This window comes from Paenibacillus sp. FSL H7-0442 (assembly GCF_038593105.1).
Classification (GTDB): domain Bacteria; phylum Bacillota; class Bacilli; order Paenibacillales; family Paenibacillaceae; genus Paenibacillus; species Paenibacillus polymyxa_D.
The window spans coordinates 2837265-2850994 of record NZ_CP151963.1 but is presented as its reverse complement, the minus strand read 5'-3'; the positions used below and the strand labels follow the sequence as shown (position 1 = coordinate 2850994).

General features: G+C 38.8%; 12 protein-coding genes. 4 read left to right on the top strand and 8 right to left on the bottom strand.

The features are described from left to right. Positions 1-134 precede the first annotated feature (134 nt). The 6 genes from MHH57_RS12470 to MHH57_RS12445 all read right to left on the bottom strand — a co-directional run bounded on the left by MHH57_RS12470 (position 135) and on the right by MHH57_RS12445 (position 5843). The gene (locus MHH57_RS12470) at positions 135-1274 is read right to left on the bottom strand and encodes a hypothetical protein (protein ID WP_029515227.1); all 1140 of its coding nucleotides are present in this window, start codon (positions 1272-1274) and stop codon (positions 135-137) included. Positions 1275-1277: 3 nt separating this feature from the next. Then, positions 1278-2738: a HAMP domain-containing sensor histidine kinase gene (locus tag MHH57_RS12465; RefSeq protein WP_029515228.1), complete on the bottom strand. Its 1461-nt coding sequence runs from the start codon at positions 2736-2738 to the stop codon at positions 1278-1280. A 2-nt stretch (positions 2739-2740) separates the two neighbouring features. Continuing rightward, the gene (locus tag MHH57_RS12460) at positions 2741-3439 is read right to left on the bottom strand and encodes a response regulator transcription factor (protein WP_069011890.1); all 699 of its coding nucleotides are present in this window, start codon (positions 3437-3439) and stop codon (positions 2741-2743) included. A 331-nt stretch (positions 3440-3770) separates the two neighbouring features. Further along, on the bottom strand, positions 3771-4064 hold the full coding sequence (locus tag MHH57_RS12455; RefSeq protein WP_342435142.1) for a GLUG motif-containing protein: 294 nt from the start codon (positions 4062-4064) through the stop codon (positions 3771-3773). Between the two features lie 147 nt (positions 4065-4211). Continuing rightward, positions 4212-4577, bottom strand: a complete 366-nt coding sequence (locus MHH57_RS12450) for a hypothetical protein (RefSeq protein ID WP_342435141.1) — start codon at positions 4575-4577, stop codon at positions 4212-4214. Between the two features lie 642 nt (positions 4578-5219). Beyond that, a complete protein-coding gene (locus tag MHH57_RS12445) occupies positions 5220-5843 on the bottom strand; it encodes a family 1 glycosylhydrolase (RefSeq protein ID WP_342435140.1) in 624 nt (207 codons plus the stop codon). 451 nt (positions 5844-6294) lie between these two features. Between MHH57_RS12445 and MHH57_RS12440 the strand changes: the two genes are divergently transcribed. Next, positions 6295-7242 (top strand): cation diffusion facilitator family transporter, encoded by a 948-nt coding sequence (locus tag MHH57_RS12440; protein ID WP_025679519.1) that lies wholly within the window; start codon positions 6295-6297, stop codon positions 7240-7242. A gap of 467 nt (positions 7243-7709) precedes the next feature. On the opposite strand, the gene MHH57_RS12435 is transcribed toward MHH57_RS12440, so the two are convergent. Next, entirely contained in the window at positions 7710-8624 is a 915-nt protein-coding gene (locus MHH57_RS12435; protein WP_029515234.1) for a LysR substrate-binding domain-containing protein, read from the bottom strand. Between the two features lie 465 nt (positions 8625-9089). Between MHH57_RS12435 and MHH57_RS12430 the strand changes: the two genes are divergently transcribed. From MHH57_RS12430 to MHH57_RS12420, 3 genes are all read left to right on the top strand, one after another. After that, positions 9090-9278 (top strand): cupin domain-containing protein, encoded by a 189-nt coding sequence (locus MHH57_RS12430; protein WP_318627357.1) that lies wholly within the window; start codon positions 9090-9092, stop codon positions 9276-9278. A gap of 312 nt (positions 9279-9590) precedes the next feature. Beyond that, positions 9591-10388 (top strand): dihydrodipicolinate synthase family protein, encoded by a 798-nt coding sequence (locus tag MHH57_RS12425; RefSeq protein ID WP_029515236.1) that lies wholly within the window; start codon positions 9591-9593, stop codon positions 10386-10388. A 201-nt stretch (positions 10389-10589) separates the two neighbouring features. Beyond that, positions 10590-11810, top strand: a complete 1221-nt coding sequence (locus MHH57_RS12420) for an MFS transporter (protein ID WP_341070846.1) — start codon at positions 10590-10592, stop codon at positions 11808-11810. A 1115-nt stretch (positions 11811-12925) separates the two neighbouring features. Here the strand turns inward: MHH57_RS12420 and MHH57_RS12415 are convergent. Further along, the gene (locus MHH57_RS12415) at positions 12926-13729 is read right to left on the bottom strand and encodes a Cof-type HAD-IIB family hydrolase (RefSeq protein WP_318628277.1); all 804 of its coding nucleotides are present in this window, start codon (positions 13727-13729) and stop codon (positions 12926-12928) included. Position 13730: the final 1 nt, after the last annotated feature.

Genomic DNA, 13730 nt, shown 5'->3' with positions numbered 1-13730 from the left:
TAAAAAAAAGATGTCGCGAAAGTTTGATCAACATGTAAACAAATTGTCACAACGGTTGCAAAAAGAAAAACCTTATTCCGGCTGAACAACCGAAATAAGGTTTTTGACGTCTACAAACATGGCGATCCTCACCGCTATTTCAATTCAATGATCAATGACTCCTTGCTAGGAGAATCCGTTGACGCAGTCTGCGAGGAATCCAATTGTTTTTGTCCTTGAAGCAGTACACTTTTATTGTTCGGATTCCAGTATATATGCGTCGGCACAATTCCGCGATACACCGGTTCCTTATACAGTATATTTCTTCCCTGCACCTTGCCTACGTAAGTAACATTTTGATCATACTCGGTGTATGCGATATTTTTCCTGTCAGGCGAGAATTCAAAATCAAACACTTTTTCCAGAATGACGGAGAGTTCGCCGTTTCGCCGATCATATTCATACAGTGAATTATCCGTTCCGAGAAACACAAACTGGTCGTTATTCATCCAGGCTACTGAATCTCCACCAATCTGACGCTCGTATTGAAATTCAATATTCTTCCCGGAAACCTTCCCCATGGTTAGTATCTTTTTCTGACCTTTTTTTGCACCAAACAACTCCACCAGTATGCTGCGGCCATCATTTGCAATGTTAACACTCAAAAGCGTGTCTTCCTTCATAATGCCTTTTAACTGATACTTGCCAGAAGTTTGAGACCCCATATCGTAGATGTACAGGCTATCCGCTCCATTATCAAACGGATTTTCTACCAGGTAGCCGATATACGAACTGTTGGCCGACCAGGAAACATATTGTACATAAGACTCGTTTCTAGTACTGATCCTGTCTATTTCCTTTTCCTTGCCATCCTGCAAGGAAATAAGCCTTAGGGTTGTCTCCGAGGAAGAACGAGAAAATTCGCAAATATATTTCCCATCGGGAGAAAGTGTCGTATTGGAAGTTACCTTACCGATTCCGGGTATGGCCTTGCTCTGCTCATACGGATAAGTTAAACGTTCCACCGTGCCTCGCTTCAGTATGGTCATGGCTCCGAACGATGCGATAACGGCATTTCCAGACGACCATCCCAGTAGCTCCCCCCGATTTGCAAAACGATCCGGAAGCCGATATATTTTTTGAACCTGAAACGGCCGAGAGCTTTGATCGGTACTGGAAACTTCATTGCTGTCGGCGATGACGACGGTCTCTGTTTTTGGTTCTGAACCGCATCCTGACAGCAGTAATACCACGAGAGATAGGACCAGCAGCATTACAACATATTTATTGCCCATTATTCATTCTCCGTTCCCCGCGGTTTCCAGCGCTTTAAATTCTACCGTAACGATGGTTTCATTATGCTCGTTTGCAATCGAGATGGAACCCGCAAATTCTTCAACGATGGATTTCACAATGCTGAGCCCCAATCCTACACTGCCTTCCTCCGCACTGTCGGAATGAGCTGGATAAAATGGCTGTAACAGGTGTGACAGATGTTCTGCCTCAATCGGATCGCTTGGATTGCTGAAAATCAAGCGGATCTTTTCTTCTGCCCGTACTGCTTTTACCGTTACTACCGAAAACGGCAAACTATATTTTATCGCATTATCTATCAAGTTGATGAACAGCTGTCTGATTCTGTCCCTATCGGCCAACATCATCAATTCCTCATTCATCTCATATTCAATGGTCTTTTTATAGCGCTGTGCCCGGATCATCATCGATTCACATACATCCTGCAGAATTAGCCCGATATCTACCCGATCAAGCTCATTGATCATGATATTTTTGCGTGAAACTTCCAGTAGTTTTAGCACCATCGCATGCAGGCGCTTGCTCTCCTCGATAATATGATTCATCCCTTTGCCAAAAAAAGCACGGTCTTTCTCACCGTTCATTCTGATCAGCTCCGCATATCCCAGAATGGAGGTTAATGGCGTTTTCAGTTCGTGAGTAATATTGTCAAAAAAGCGCTTTTCCTGCTGGTGAAGCTCTTTCAAATGGTCCCGGTCCTTCTCAATAATATGAATCTGTCTACTAATTTGATCAATCATATCGTTAAAATTCTCAGCCAGTCGGCCAATTTCATCCCTGCGTTTAAAGTGAAGGCGGATATCCAGATTCCCGTTTTTCACCTCAGTGGAGGCTTGCGTCAGTCTGGTCAGCGGGATGGTAATATGCCTGGAAAGAATATAGGAAAACAGAAAAGCTGCCGCAAAAATCGCCAGGGCAATATAGAGGGTAATCTGCCGAATCTGTCCGGTTTGTTCGTAGAGTGAGCTGAAATCTTTGTAAAAACGCAGTATGCCCACCTTTGAACCGTCTATAACAACCGGATAGGAGAAAAGGACAGTCGTCTTATTACGATCATAAGTAATGCTGTACGCTGTATTGCCACCAATCGCCTGCTGCAGATCGCTTTGCATGTGCTGCTGAAAAATGGAGCTGTCCGGGGCATAAAGCAATTTGCCCTCCACCGTATACACGCCAATACTGCTGTCCGTGGTATGGTTCAGATTAGTTGCTATTTCCCTCGCAATTTCTCCAAAATACAGCTCATTGCTACTGAAATGGTTAATCAGGAAAGCCTGACGCACATACACGTTGCTGTTATTTTTCAGTCCGATCAGTTCGGAGGTAACCAGATTCTGATTGCTTGTCCGGATAAATTCCTTGACTGTCTGATTGAGCACGACAAAAGAAAGCGAAAAAATCAGAAAAAAACCGATCAGGAATTTGATGCTGATTTTACGTATCATGCTTATCCACCCATTTTTTTAAATTTGTACCCGATTCCGAAGACGGTAGTAATGCATTCGGTGGCGTCTAGCTTTTTGCGGAGTCTCTGGATATGCGTATCAACCGTACGGGTATCTCCGACAAAATGATAACCCCACACCAGATCAAGCAGTTCGGAACGTGTAAAGGTTTTGCCCTGATGTTTAACCAGCATCATAAGCAGATCAAATTCCTTGGGGGTCAATTCAACAGGACGGCCTTCTATTTGGACGAGTCGTTCTTCTTCGATCACTTCAATATTGTCAAACCGAATGACGGCTTTCGTGGCTTCTTCCCTGTCCGAGCTGTTCGCCTGCTCCACTCTGCGCAAAATGGTTCGAATGCGTGCAACAACTTCGCGCAGATCAAAAGGCTTGGTAATATAATCATCGGCACCGAATTCAAGGCCTAGAATTTTATCGGTAATGTCCGATTTGGCTGTAATCATGCAGATCGGTATGTTATAGTCCGTTGTCACCTTTTTGCAAATGTCTAGACCGCTCTGGTCAGGTAGCATCCAATCTAACAGCAGCAAATCGGGCTGAAACGACTGCAGCTCATGCATTCCCGTTGCTCCACTGGCCGCTGTGCGTGTCTGGAACCCCTCCATAGAAAGCCCGTACGAAAGCAAGTCGGCAATCGGGGCATCATCTTCGATAATAAGAATCTTTGCTTTATTCATCGTAATCCTCATCTCTTTTTTTAATACGGTAGGTTTATGACATTGTCCATTATATTAATCATTCAGGGGAAAACAATCAAATGTATATTGTAAATCCTCATACCCACTATCAGCATATAGCCCCACCTTTTCTGTTATAAGAAGCCGTACCATGAGCGTTTTTCGATAAAAACTTAAGCAACATAAGCGATAAACAAACTAAGGTTGCTTATAGGAAGTTCATCCCAGTTCCGGCTGTTATTGGCCTATTCGAAAGGTCAATCATAAATAACGAAATCTTCGCCTGATGTGAAAGTGATGTGTCCGTTGTTTTGGAATAGCTGTTTGTTACCTAGCCAGCATTTTGTCCAACAAGTCCTCCAGCTCGGTTGAAGGTCGTTGTGACTGAACCCGTTGAGTAAGAATTGCTCACGGTTCCGTTAGAATTGTATCCGACTAAACCACCAGCGCGGGACAGTCCATCCACTTGGCCAGTCGCATAACTTTGGCTGACGGTGCCTTGAATATTATAGCCTGCAATTCCTCCAACATATCCAGTAGATTTGGTTCCCCTCACGTTGACAGCCGATATAGACTTAGTAATCGACGCGTTGTTAACACCCGACCAGACCACTCGCATAATCATAGGTGCCCTCTCCGAGCGCTTCTACACTGCCGGATGCAAATACATTACTGATTTGACCGAAACTTATACCAGTAACACTTCCTACGTTCCTATTTCCGATTATGTTAACATCCATTAACCGAACGTTACGAACAATACCTGTAGCCATTAAATTGCCAAAAAACCGACATTCATTGACAAGGGCTGATTAATCGTCAAGCCGGAAATCGTGTATCCTTTCCCATCGAACACACCCGAGAAATTGGCAATCGGGTTCCAAGTACAATCCGTTAATTGGATATTAGCACCCAATTTGTAATAAGCGTTCGGATTAGTCCTGATATCATCCAGCATCGCCGCTGTCGTGATGATATAAGGGTTATGTTCCGTACCGTTTCCCGTTCCGTAAAAAGCATGTGCCCGTGAAGGGGCGACGGGAACAATAGCTGCGGCAAGAATAATGACTACTAGGATTAATTTTAAATAAGAAGTAAGCTTTTGGTTTAGACGAAATTCCTTAATTAATGGTAACAATAAAAGTTCCTCCTTCTTATGCGACAAATAAAATCATCTGAATTGTTTAGGCTAATGCCACCTCATCTCATATAGTACTAAGTACAGCAACGCTATTTTCTCTCAAGGAAAAATTTAAATTTAAGCATGAAAAATAACCGTTCATTGAAAGAACGGTTACCCGCTTTTCAGTTTGTTTTATCGCCGCTGCCTTAAATAACATTCCCCTGGCCTACTAAAATCAGGATGCGATTATATGCATTGCAATATCGACATACATTAAATAAATATTATATATGAAACGATGCTGCTTTCCTGTTCACACAATTACTGTCTCCTTTGTATGTTTTGGCTGTTATTTTGATACGAAGATTTTAGCATGGTATAACTGAACAAATTTTGAACATTCACACTTCTGCTTCTTCGAAGAATGCTCTAATCATAAACCTGGCTTAGATATTAATGAACCGAGAAGACTCAGCTGATATGTGACGGTTTCATTGCCCCTAAAGCCTCCATTTAGACGACTTCTAGAGCAACTTTGTATTGTCTACCAACAACAGCAAGCCACTAATCCTAGACTAACAGATTAGTGGCTTGTTCGTGGAGTTTATAAGGGACTCATATTAAAGTTCTCAGCGGAGTTTCTTGTTCAACGGGTCCTTAAATTTCTTTCCCATTTGACTCAACAACTTTTTTGTACCAATAAAAAGAATCTTTTTTATAATGCTTTAATTGTTTGATATCATCATCTGTTCGATCTATATAAATTAATCCATACCGTTTTTTATATCCGTTACTAGTGGATAATAAATCGATGGCAGACCACGGATTATAGGAAATGACCTTTACACCAAAATCAATCGCTTTTTTAACTGCGAGGATATGTTTTTTCAAATAATCAATTCTGTAATCATCATGAATCCTCCCATCAATGGTCAACTCGTCGTATGCACCAAGACCATTCTCTGTGATCATCAAGTGCATATTATATCTTGTATAAATATCACGCAAAATGTATTCCAGTCCAGTTGGATCTATAGCCCAGTCTGTAGTCTCCAGAGCAGGATTCTCGCACATTTCATAGAAGCCCGGATGTGTTTCGAAGCCAGATATTTCTCCCTTGATACCAGAGACATTAACTCCCGACCACTGTTCATCGGCAACCTCTGGACAGGCTTTGGCTGTGTCACTGGCATAGTAATTCAGAGCCAAAAAATCAGATTTTAAATATGAGTGGTTGATTTCAAATGGTTTTTCGCAATAATTTGTTACCTCTAGATCCATTCCAATTAATACCTAGTGATCATATTCTAGCTCTCCATAAAACGTGACTTCTCAGTTAAGCTTCTTACTAAAAGCAAACCATCTATTTACCCCAATCTTATTTAACTTGGTAGGTGTGTACATACATTCACCCCATTATGGGAGAAATTGTATCAATGGAATGATTCGTCAAATACTTCAATATTCCTTTTTCTAAGAGAATCTAATTATGTCGAAATAAATCCTATAATTTCGATTAAAGCGAAATTATCTTATGTCATTCCCATAAGTAACTCTATCTAATAGCCGCCGCATTAAATATTACAAATTCCTCGTAAGGGATAAACTTGTTGTCACTGTACAGTTGCGCCATGCTGCACTTGACGTGTATATTTTCCCCACATATAATTGAAGTCAATAAAACATATGAACAGTTGCTCATATGTTAATAAAATAGAAAGCTGGGATATGTATGGCAGGACATAATCATGGACATCGACACAACAATAAAAAAGTTTTGCTGATCTCCTTCATCATCATCACTACTTACATGCTGGTCGAAGCTTTTGGTGGATTTATTACCAATAGTTTAGCTTTGTTCTCGGATGCAGGTCATATGTTATCGGATTCTCTTGCGTTGGCGATCGCTTTGTTCGCGTTTAAGTTTGGAGAGAAAGCTGTCAATAAGGAAAAAACCTTTGGTTACAGGAGATTTGAAATATTGGCTGCAATGCTAAACGGTGTTACTCTGATTGCGATTGCCTTATACATTTTTTACGAAGCGATTGAAAGGTTTATAAATCCTCCAGAAGTAGCTACAGTAGGGATGCTAGTTATCAGTATTGTTGGCCTGTTCATTAATATACTCGTTGCCTGGATTATGATGCGAGGTAGCGATACAGAGCACAACCTGAATATGAGAGGTGCTTATCTGCACGTCCTCAGCGATATGCTGGGATCTGTTGGAGCGATTATTGCCGCTCTTCTGATGATGTTCTTGGGATGGGGTTGGGCAGACCCACTTGCTAGTGTAATTGTCGCAGTACTTGTCCTTCGCAGTGGTTACTTTGTTAGTAAGTCTTCCCTGCATGTGCTTATGGAAGGAACACCCCGTAACATTGATGTAGAGGAAGTCGTACAAGCCATTTCGCAGTTCGAAGGTGTGAAAGCCGTACATGATGTGCATATTTGGTCAATTACTAGCAACTTAAACGCTCTGACTGCGCATATTGTAGTTGATGGAAATAAAACAGTGTATGAAACCGAGGCCCTACTGCATAGTATCGAGCATATGCTGGAGCATAAGAACATTCCTCACTCTACTTTGCAGATCGAGTCCGAACAGCATAGACACGATGAATCCATTATGTGCACTATAGAGTCAGGTGCGCCGGATGCACATGCACATCATAGCCATTAATAAAAGGAGGACTGTTTGACTTTTTTGGAGCGGCTGAATCCTCGACCGCTCCCCTAAGTACCAATGCACTCCTTGGAAATTTGTTCTGTAGACTTAGATCCAAGTCTGTTAACGCAAAATGGGTCATTCCTTCTTAAATGGAGCGATGGCATCTAGTATAAACCTCATTATTTTCTCAAAAGTCAAATTCATATCTGAATCGAGATAATTCAAGTCTGCCCACCATCACAATACGGTTTTTCGTACGCATCTTTACCTACGCGATTGCCCTTTGGTACGATTCAATCAGTGATTCAAGGTGACCTTATTATTTTTGAAAGGGTGACTTTTCCGTTCTTTACATATTAATAGCACCTGAAGCTATTCCCTCTGACTTTTCCAAACCAAAAAAGAACTGACCGTCGTAGCTTCTTTCTTTTATATGTCCAGTAGTATATAAATAAAGATTAATAAAATGAGTGGACTGTTTAATCAGTGCCTTTCATAAAATTCTGAGTCAAATGGAGTGAAGTCTCTTTTAGAGTATTAATAAAAATACGTGTCGCAGCACTCAGGTATTTATCTTTCCTGTAGATAATTCCTATATATCGAGCAAGATTAACATTTAAAATGGGAATAATTCTGATACGAGGATGGTTAAGGTACTCTAAGTAAGGTCGCGGTAATATAGTTACCCCTATCCTATCTATAACCATATTAATTAAAGATTGCATGGTTGTAATTTCAAAGACCGGTTCTGGAATAAACCCCACATCTTTACAAGCTTTATTTATAAGCTGTCTTATAAAATATTGTTCAGGAAGTAAGATGGAAGGTGTTGTTTGCAAGACTTCTATACCTAATTTATCCTGATTCTCTAACGGGTGTCCAACAGGCACTGCAAACGCCATTTCCTCTCTATATAAAGAAATGGTTTCTAATTCATCCCCTTTCATAGGTAAAAAAACAATGCCTATATCCAGCTTATTTTCTAACAATTGTTTTTGAATATCCCCAGTACGTAATCCAAACACAGATATCTTAACACCAGGATATAGATGATGAAAACTACGTAATGTGGGCGGAATGAGGTAATTTTCAACGGTTAACAAGGTGCCTATAGAAATGGTTCCTCTTTGAAGGCCATTTAGTTCATCTATTGAGGTTTTTGCCTGTTCCAGTTCATGAAAAATGTTACGTGTATACTTTAAGAGTAATTCCCCTGATTCCGTAAGAGCCGTCTTTTTACCAATGCGATCAAATAAAAGTGTGCCAATTTCATGTTCTAACAAACGAATTTGTTGACTTAAAGAAGGTTGAGAAATCCCTACCTTTTCTGCTGCTCTTGTAAAATGTAGCTCTTGGCACACAGCGTAAAAATATTCAAGTTGTCTTAACTCCATTCTTAAGCCTCCTGATTTAAACGGTAATAGTTCCTACCTTTACATTTTGCAAGTTTATTAACATGAATTTCAATAGGAATACTATAAACAATCTTAGATATTACACATTATATCATAGGTTAAACCTATGGTTATTATATAAATAATTGAATTGTACTATTGATTGAACTGTCTTAGACTATTAGTTGCACAGAGATCCATTTAATCCTAAAAGTATAAATTCTTTAAACTGTGTAAAAATTTTGTGGGGGTGATAAGATGGGTAGTCAAAAAACAGAGATTATCTACTACAGTGAGTTTTTAATAAAGAGTAGTAAGCCTGCCGTTCGAGCATGTTCATGGAAATGGAAAGACATTTATCCATTACTCAATTAATCTGTATCGGAAGGCTTTCTTTAAAGTGGCCGTGGAACATTGTCACTCATTCATAATCATACAGGGGATACGCATGGAACTTCATCAACTATGAAAGTAGTCGTCCAAATTTTTAAACCTGGTGGGCATAATAAAGCTCATCGTCATACTAATGTAGCTCTCAATCTAGTATTTCAGGGCGAGGGTTATATTATCGTGGATGGAGAAAAGATTGAATTGAAAAAAGGCGACCTATTCTTAGCTCCTCCTTGCTCTGCTCATGAGCATTGCAACACTTAGCAAACAGAGGATGCTATTATTTACACGTTTCAAAATGTACCGGTTCTTACTTCAATGGGCACTTGGTTTTTAGAGAAACCGGTGGGTAGTACACCTCGTCACATAGTCAAACCAGATACACAAATAAAGAATAACTAGAAAAGATTGGTTAATACTTTTGGCCTGAAGAATGTAACCAAACTTTAAACAACATGAACATAGAACAATTTAGTCATTCAAATATACCTTTTAAAAATTATCTGAAAGGATTTAGTATTTGACCTTATGTACAAATTAGTTCTTGTAATGTATATACACTGGAGGATATAACTGATGAAAAATTTTAATGTTGCTATTCCAACTCCCTTTCGTGATGATGAGAGCTTATATTTAGAAGGATTCAATCCTATTGTTAAACATTTAACAGATAACGGGATAGATTCACTACTTGTGTCTGCTACGACAGGCGAACAAAATTCAATGAGCATTGAAGAGCGTATCCATATTATTGATTATTTTAATCAACAAAAATTTGAAAATGTTGAACTGATGTTTGGCGTATCAGCTACAACAACAAGAAATGCAATAAAACTGGTTAAAAAGCTTGAGGAATCTGTTTTTGATTCTATTCTAATTCAGTTTCCACCTTACATTCAGCCGACACAACAACAAGCTATTTCTTATATCAATGAGCTGCTACAACATACCACCAAAAACGTTGTCCTTTATAATAATCCTTTCCGAACAGGATTTGAGCTAAGTGCTGAATCATTAAAGACTGTTATTAACCAGAAGTACTCTAACCTTGTAGGACTTAAAGAAGAGAGTGATGCCAAACGTCACCATAATACTGACTTACCAGATGATTTCATCATGTTCGCTGGTGGAGATGTAAATCTTATAGAAAAGATAATGAATGGATGTAATGGACTTTCTAGTATGGTAGGAAATGTTTACCCACAAGAAATCAAACAAATTTTTAATGACTTATTAATGAATAAACCAGTAGACCTTTGGAAGATAAAACAATTAATTAATAAAGTTACAAGTGGTCAAGCCATCATAAACATAAAAAATCACTATAATTCTTTAGGTATAAAAGTAGGAGCTTGTCGTTCTCCTATTAACTAACGGGGGAAGTCCAAAAATTCGCTTAATTTAATTAAAATGTTTAAAAGTAACCGTCAAGTAGAAAACAACATTTTATTATGTTCTCTGCTTTACGGTTACTATTGTGGAACAATATGGAAGTGTGGCAATCCAAACAATAAATGAATTGATTACCTAATTTAGAAAAGCTTTAGTATTAAATACGGAGGATCTATAGCGATCATGGGTATTTCACAAAAAACCAATCAACTAGGACAACCGAAACCGGATCTAAAGCCTAGAATAGGATTACTTATTATAGGTATCATCCTAATGGGAGCCAATCTCAGAGCCCCACTAACATCAGTGGGTCCACTAATAAATTCTATACGTGACAGTTTAGGCATATCTAATATACTAGCAGGGACAATAACTACAGTACCTTTACTTACTTTTGCATTCTTATCCCCTTTTGCCCCTAAGTTAGCTCAACGTTTTAGTACGGAGTTTATCCTATTTATTTCTTTAATCTTATTAACCATTGGATTTGGAATACGTTCTTTTGGTGGTGTAATAACCTTATTTATAGGAACAATCTTAATTGGTTCATGTATTGCCATTGGTAATGTATTACTCCCCAGTCTTATTAAACATAACTTTGCACAAAATGTAGGAATGATAACAGGGATTTATATAGTCTCTATGAATTTATGTGGAGCTATTGGATCCGGTATAAGTATTTCCATCTCCTCATTATCAGGGTTAGGATGGTCAGGAGGTCTCGGATGCTGGGGAATCTTATCTCTTCTTACACTTTTCTTTTGGTTACCACTAATACAAAATCAACATAAATCTATTAGATTTGTACAAACTAAAAAGAAAGTTAAATCTATAAACTTATGGCATTCTAAACTAGCATGGAATGTCACGTTATTTATGGGTTTTCAATCCTTAATCTTTTATACCATGATAACGTGGCTTCCTGAAATTCTTGAACAAAAAGGGCTGAACACTCATGCAGCTGGCTGGATGTTGTCTTTAATGCAATTTGCTATGCTTCCTACTACGTTTATTGTCTCTATTTTAGCTGGACGTTTAAAGAAGCAGCATTCATTAGTACTGGTTTCAGTCGTCTTGCTTATTGGAGGGGTATTCGGTATCTTACACGGAAGCACGATCCTTATTCCAATATGGATAATTATGGTTGGAATTGGAGTGGGATTTGCCTTTAGTTTAGCTATGATGTTTTTTAGTTTACGTACTCAAGATACGAATGGGGCAGCAGAATTATCCGGTATGGCTCAATCATTAGGTTATCTTTTGTCTGCTATCGGCCCTGTCTTATTTGGATGGTTGCATGATGTGACACATAATTGGAATACTTCCTTACTGATGTTAGTTTTAACTTCTGTTATTATCTTTATCACGGGTATAGGCGCAGGAAAAAATGAATATGTAGCATAGGGTACCAGTTAGTAAACAAGAATACTTGGTTTTTAACCCAGTCTCAAAAACATTTGTTTTTGGGACTTTTTTGTAATTGGTATTAATATATAAAGGGGAATGGATAGTTGAAAACAAGAGAACTTCTTACTGACTGTCGCTATTTTATTGAACTAACGTTTCCCGTGAGTTGGACAAGATTATTAGAACTGAATGCTAATCCGTTGAATTTATGAATCCCAGTTCCAAATTTGGCGAGATCATTTCTTTATTTCCTGGGATCTTTCGAATTGATCCACTTAATCATTAAGTTCCCTGGAAATGATTTAGTTTCCTCACTCAAGCTCATGGAAGCGCTGCATGCTATTGTGCCGAACGGTACGACATATTTCTTGCAAATTACAATTAATATCTATTTTACATTACTTTCTCATAACCTCTTATCTACGAATTTCGCAAATTTCTTTCAAATGTAAAGTATTTGTGAAAAAATTGACTATCCTGCCCTTTAGTTTAATAAAAGGGCCTCTGTCGCCGTCGATGAAATCCTATCGGGAATGTAACAATGTTCTTGTCACCCGACAAATGATAAATTGTCAATTAGCTGGAGAAGATTATTTAAAAACACACCTAAAACAAAATGCAACTCACCTCCATCTAGAAGTAAATGAACTTTGCCAAATTATTTTCTGATCTTACTGATGAAAAATGGATATTTAGGGACCTTTTCGTATGATTTCCTATGTGAATGTGATATTTAGTATACTTATATATTCATTAAACTAGATTTTTGATGCGCATAATAAGAACGTGCATCGCTAATCCCTTCTGCTCTTCTGCATTACAGGTAAATAAGCTCTTCACTACAAATCCAGACGACCAAACTCCCAACCTAACTTTCCTCATCTCTTTTGTAATCTGTCGTGCTGATTGAGCACAACAAAAAAGAGATCAACGGTCGGAACACGTTGATCTCTTTTTGTCGTCTCACTCTGCTTTTCTTTTTCTACCGTTCTCGTCACTCGCAGACCGAGAAGATACAAACTCAGTATCCTCAGGGTTATGTGTCCCCCTCTGTTCTATTTCTAATGCCTACAGTTTTTTGGTGTTTGGATATACAATGTCACTGGATCATTTCAAACGGACAAAATGTATTTCTCCAAGCCTATTTTCAAACCGTCTTCATCATTACTCAATGTGACCCAGTCGGCAATTTTCTTAACTTCCTCTGGCGCATTCCCCATTGCAATTCCTAGGCCTGCGTACAAAATCATATCCATGTCATTATAGTTGTCTCCAATGGCCATCGATTCACGATAAGTAATATTAAATATCCCCTCGAGTTCCTGAATGGCATACGATTTGGACACCATCTCATCCATAATTTCCAGATAGGTTCCCTTGGATTTATAGACACTGATACCAGTAACTTCATTTTTGATTTGTTGTACAAGCCGCTCAACGTCTTCGGGAGGTCCCATGCATAAAATTTTGTGAGTATCATGATCTTCTTCTATATATGAGGAAAGCACCCTCTGTATGGGAGAGCCATTAATAATTCCCGCTTCCTGAATTACCCAAGGATTTTGAGTGTTATCAACGATCCACTGGTCATAGCCATATAAGTTAAAACTAATAGAAGGATAATGATCCGATACAATATCGTATATTTGTTTAATGCTCTTTTTCGATAAACAGATGCTATGGAGGATTTCCCTATTACAGCCCAATATTAGACCACCGCTATAACAAATGACGGGAGCGTTAATATTGAGCTCTTGCTGAAGAGGAAAAATGCTGCTTGGCATTCTCGCTGAAACGAGTACAAAAGGGATATTTCCTCCCACAACCTTTTGGATTGTATTTTTGGTGTCGAATGTAATTTGATGTTTTGAATTTAACAACGTCCCGTCAATATCGCTAAAGATTGCTTGTATCATG

What these genes read in the sequence shown, in the direction of transcription:
- MHH57_RS12460 (WP_069011890.1), bottom strand. Translation starts at nt 3,439, where the DNA reads ATGAATAAAGCAAAGATTCTTATTATCGAAGATGATGCCCCGATTGCC.
- MHH57_RS12465 (WP_029515228.1), bottom strand. Translation starts at nt 2,738, where the DNA reads ATGATACGTAAAATCAGCATCAAATTCCTGATCGGTTTTTTTCTGATT.
- MHH57_RS12420 (WP_341070846.1), top strand. Translation starts at nt 10,590, where the DNA reads ATGGGTATTTCACAAAAAACCAATCAACTAGGACAACCGAAACCGGAT.
- MHH57_RS12435 (WP_029515234.1), bottom strand. Translation starts at nt 8,624, where the DNA reads ATGGAGTTAAGACAACTTGAATATTTTTACGCTGTGTGCCAAGAGCTA.
- MHH57_RS12415 (WP_318628277.1), bottom strand. Translation starts at nt 13,729, where the DNA reads ATGATACAAGCAATCTTTAGCGATATTGACGGGACGTTGTTAAATTCA.
- MHH57_RS12470 (WP_029515227.1), bottom strand. Translation starts at nt 1,274, where the DNA reads ATGGGCAATAAATATGTTGTAATGCTGCTGGTCCTATCTCTCGTGGTA.
- MHH57_RS12430 (WP_318627357.1), top strand. Translation starts at nt 9,090, where the DNA reads ATGAAAGTAGTCGTCCAAATTTTTAAACCTGGTGGGCATAATAAAGCT.
- MHH57_RS12455 (WP_342435142.1), bottom strand. Translation starts at nt 4,064, where the DNA reads ATGATTATGCGAGTGGTCTGGTCGGGTGTTAACAACGCGTCGATTACT.
- MHH57_RS12440 (WP_025679519.1), top strand. Translation starts at nt 6,295, where the DNA reads ATGGCAGGACATAATCATGGACATCGACACAACAATAAAAAAGTTTTG.
- MHH57_RS12445 (WP_342435140.1), bottom strand. Translation starts at nt 5,843, where the DNA reads ATGGATCTAGAGGTAACAAATTATTGCGAAAAACCATTTGAAATCAAC.
- MHH57_RS12425 (WP_029515236.1), top strand. Translation starts at nt 9,591, where the DNA reads ATGAAAAATTTTAATGTTGCTATTCCAACTCCCTTTCGTGATGATGAG.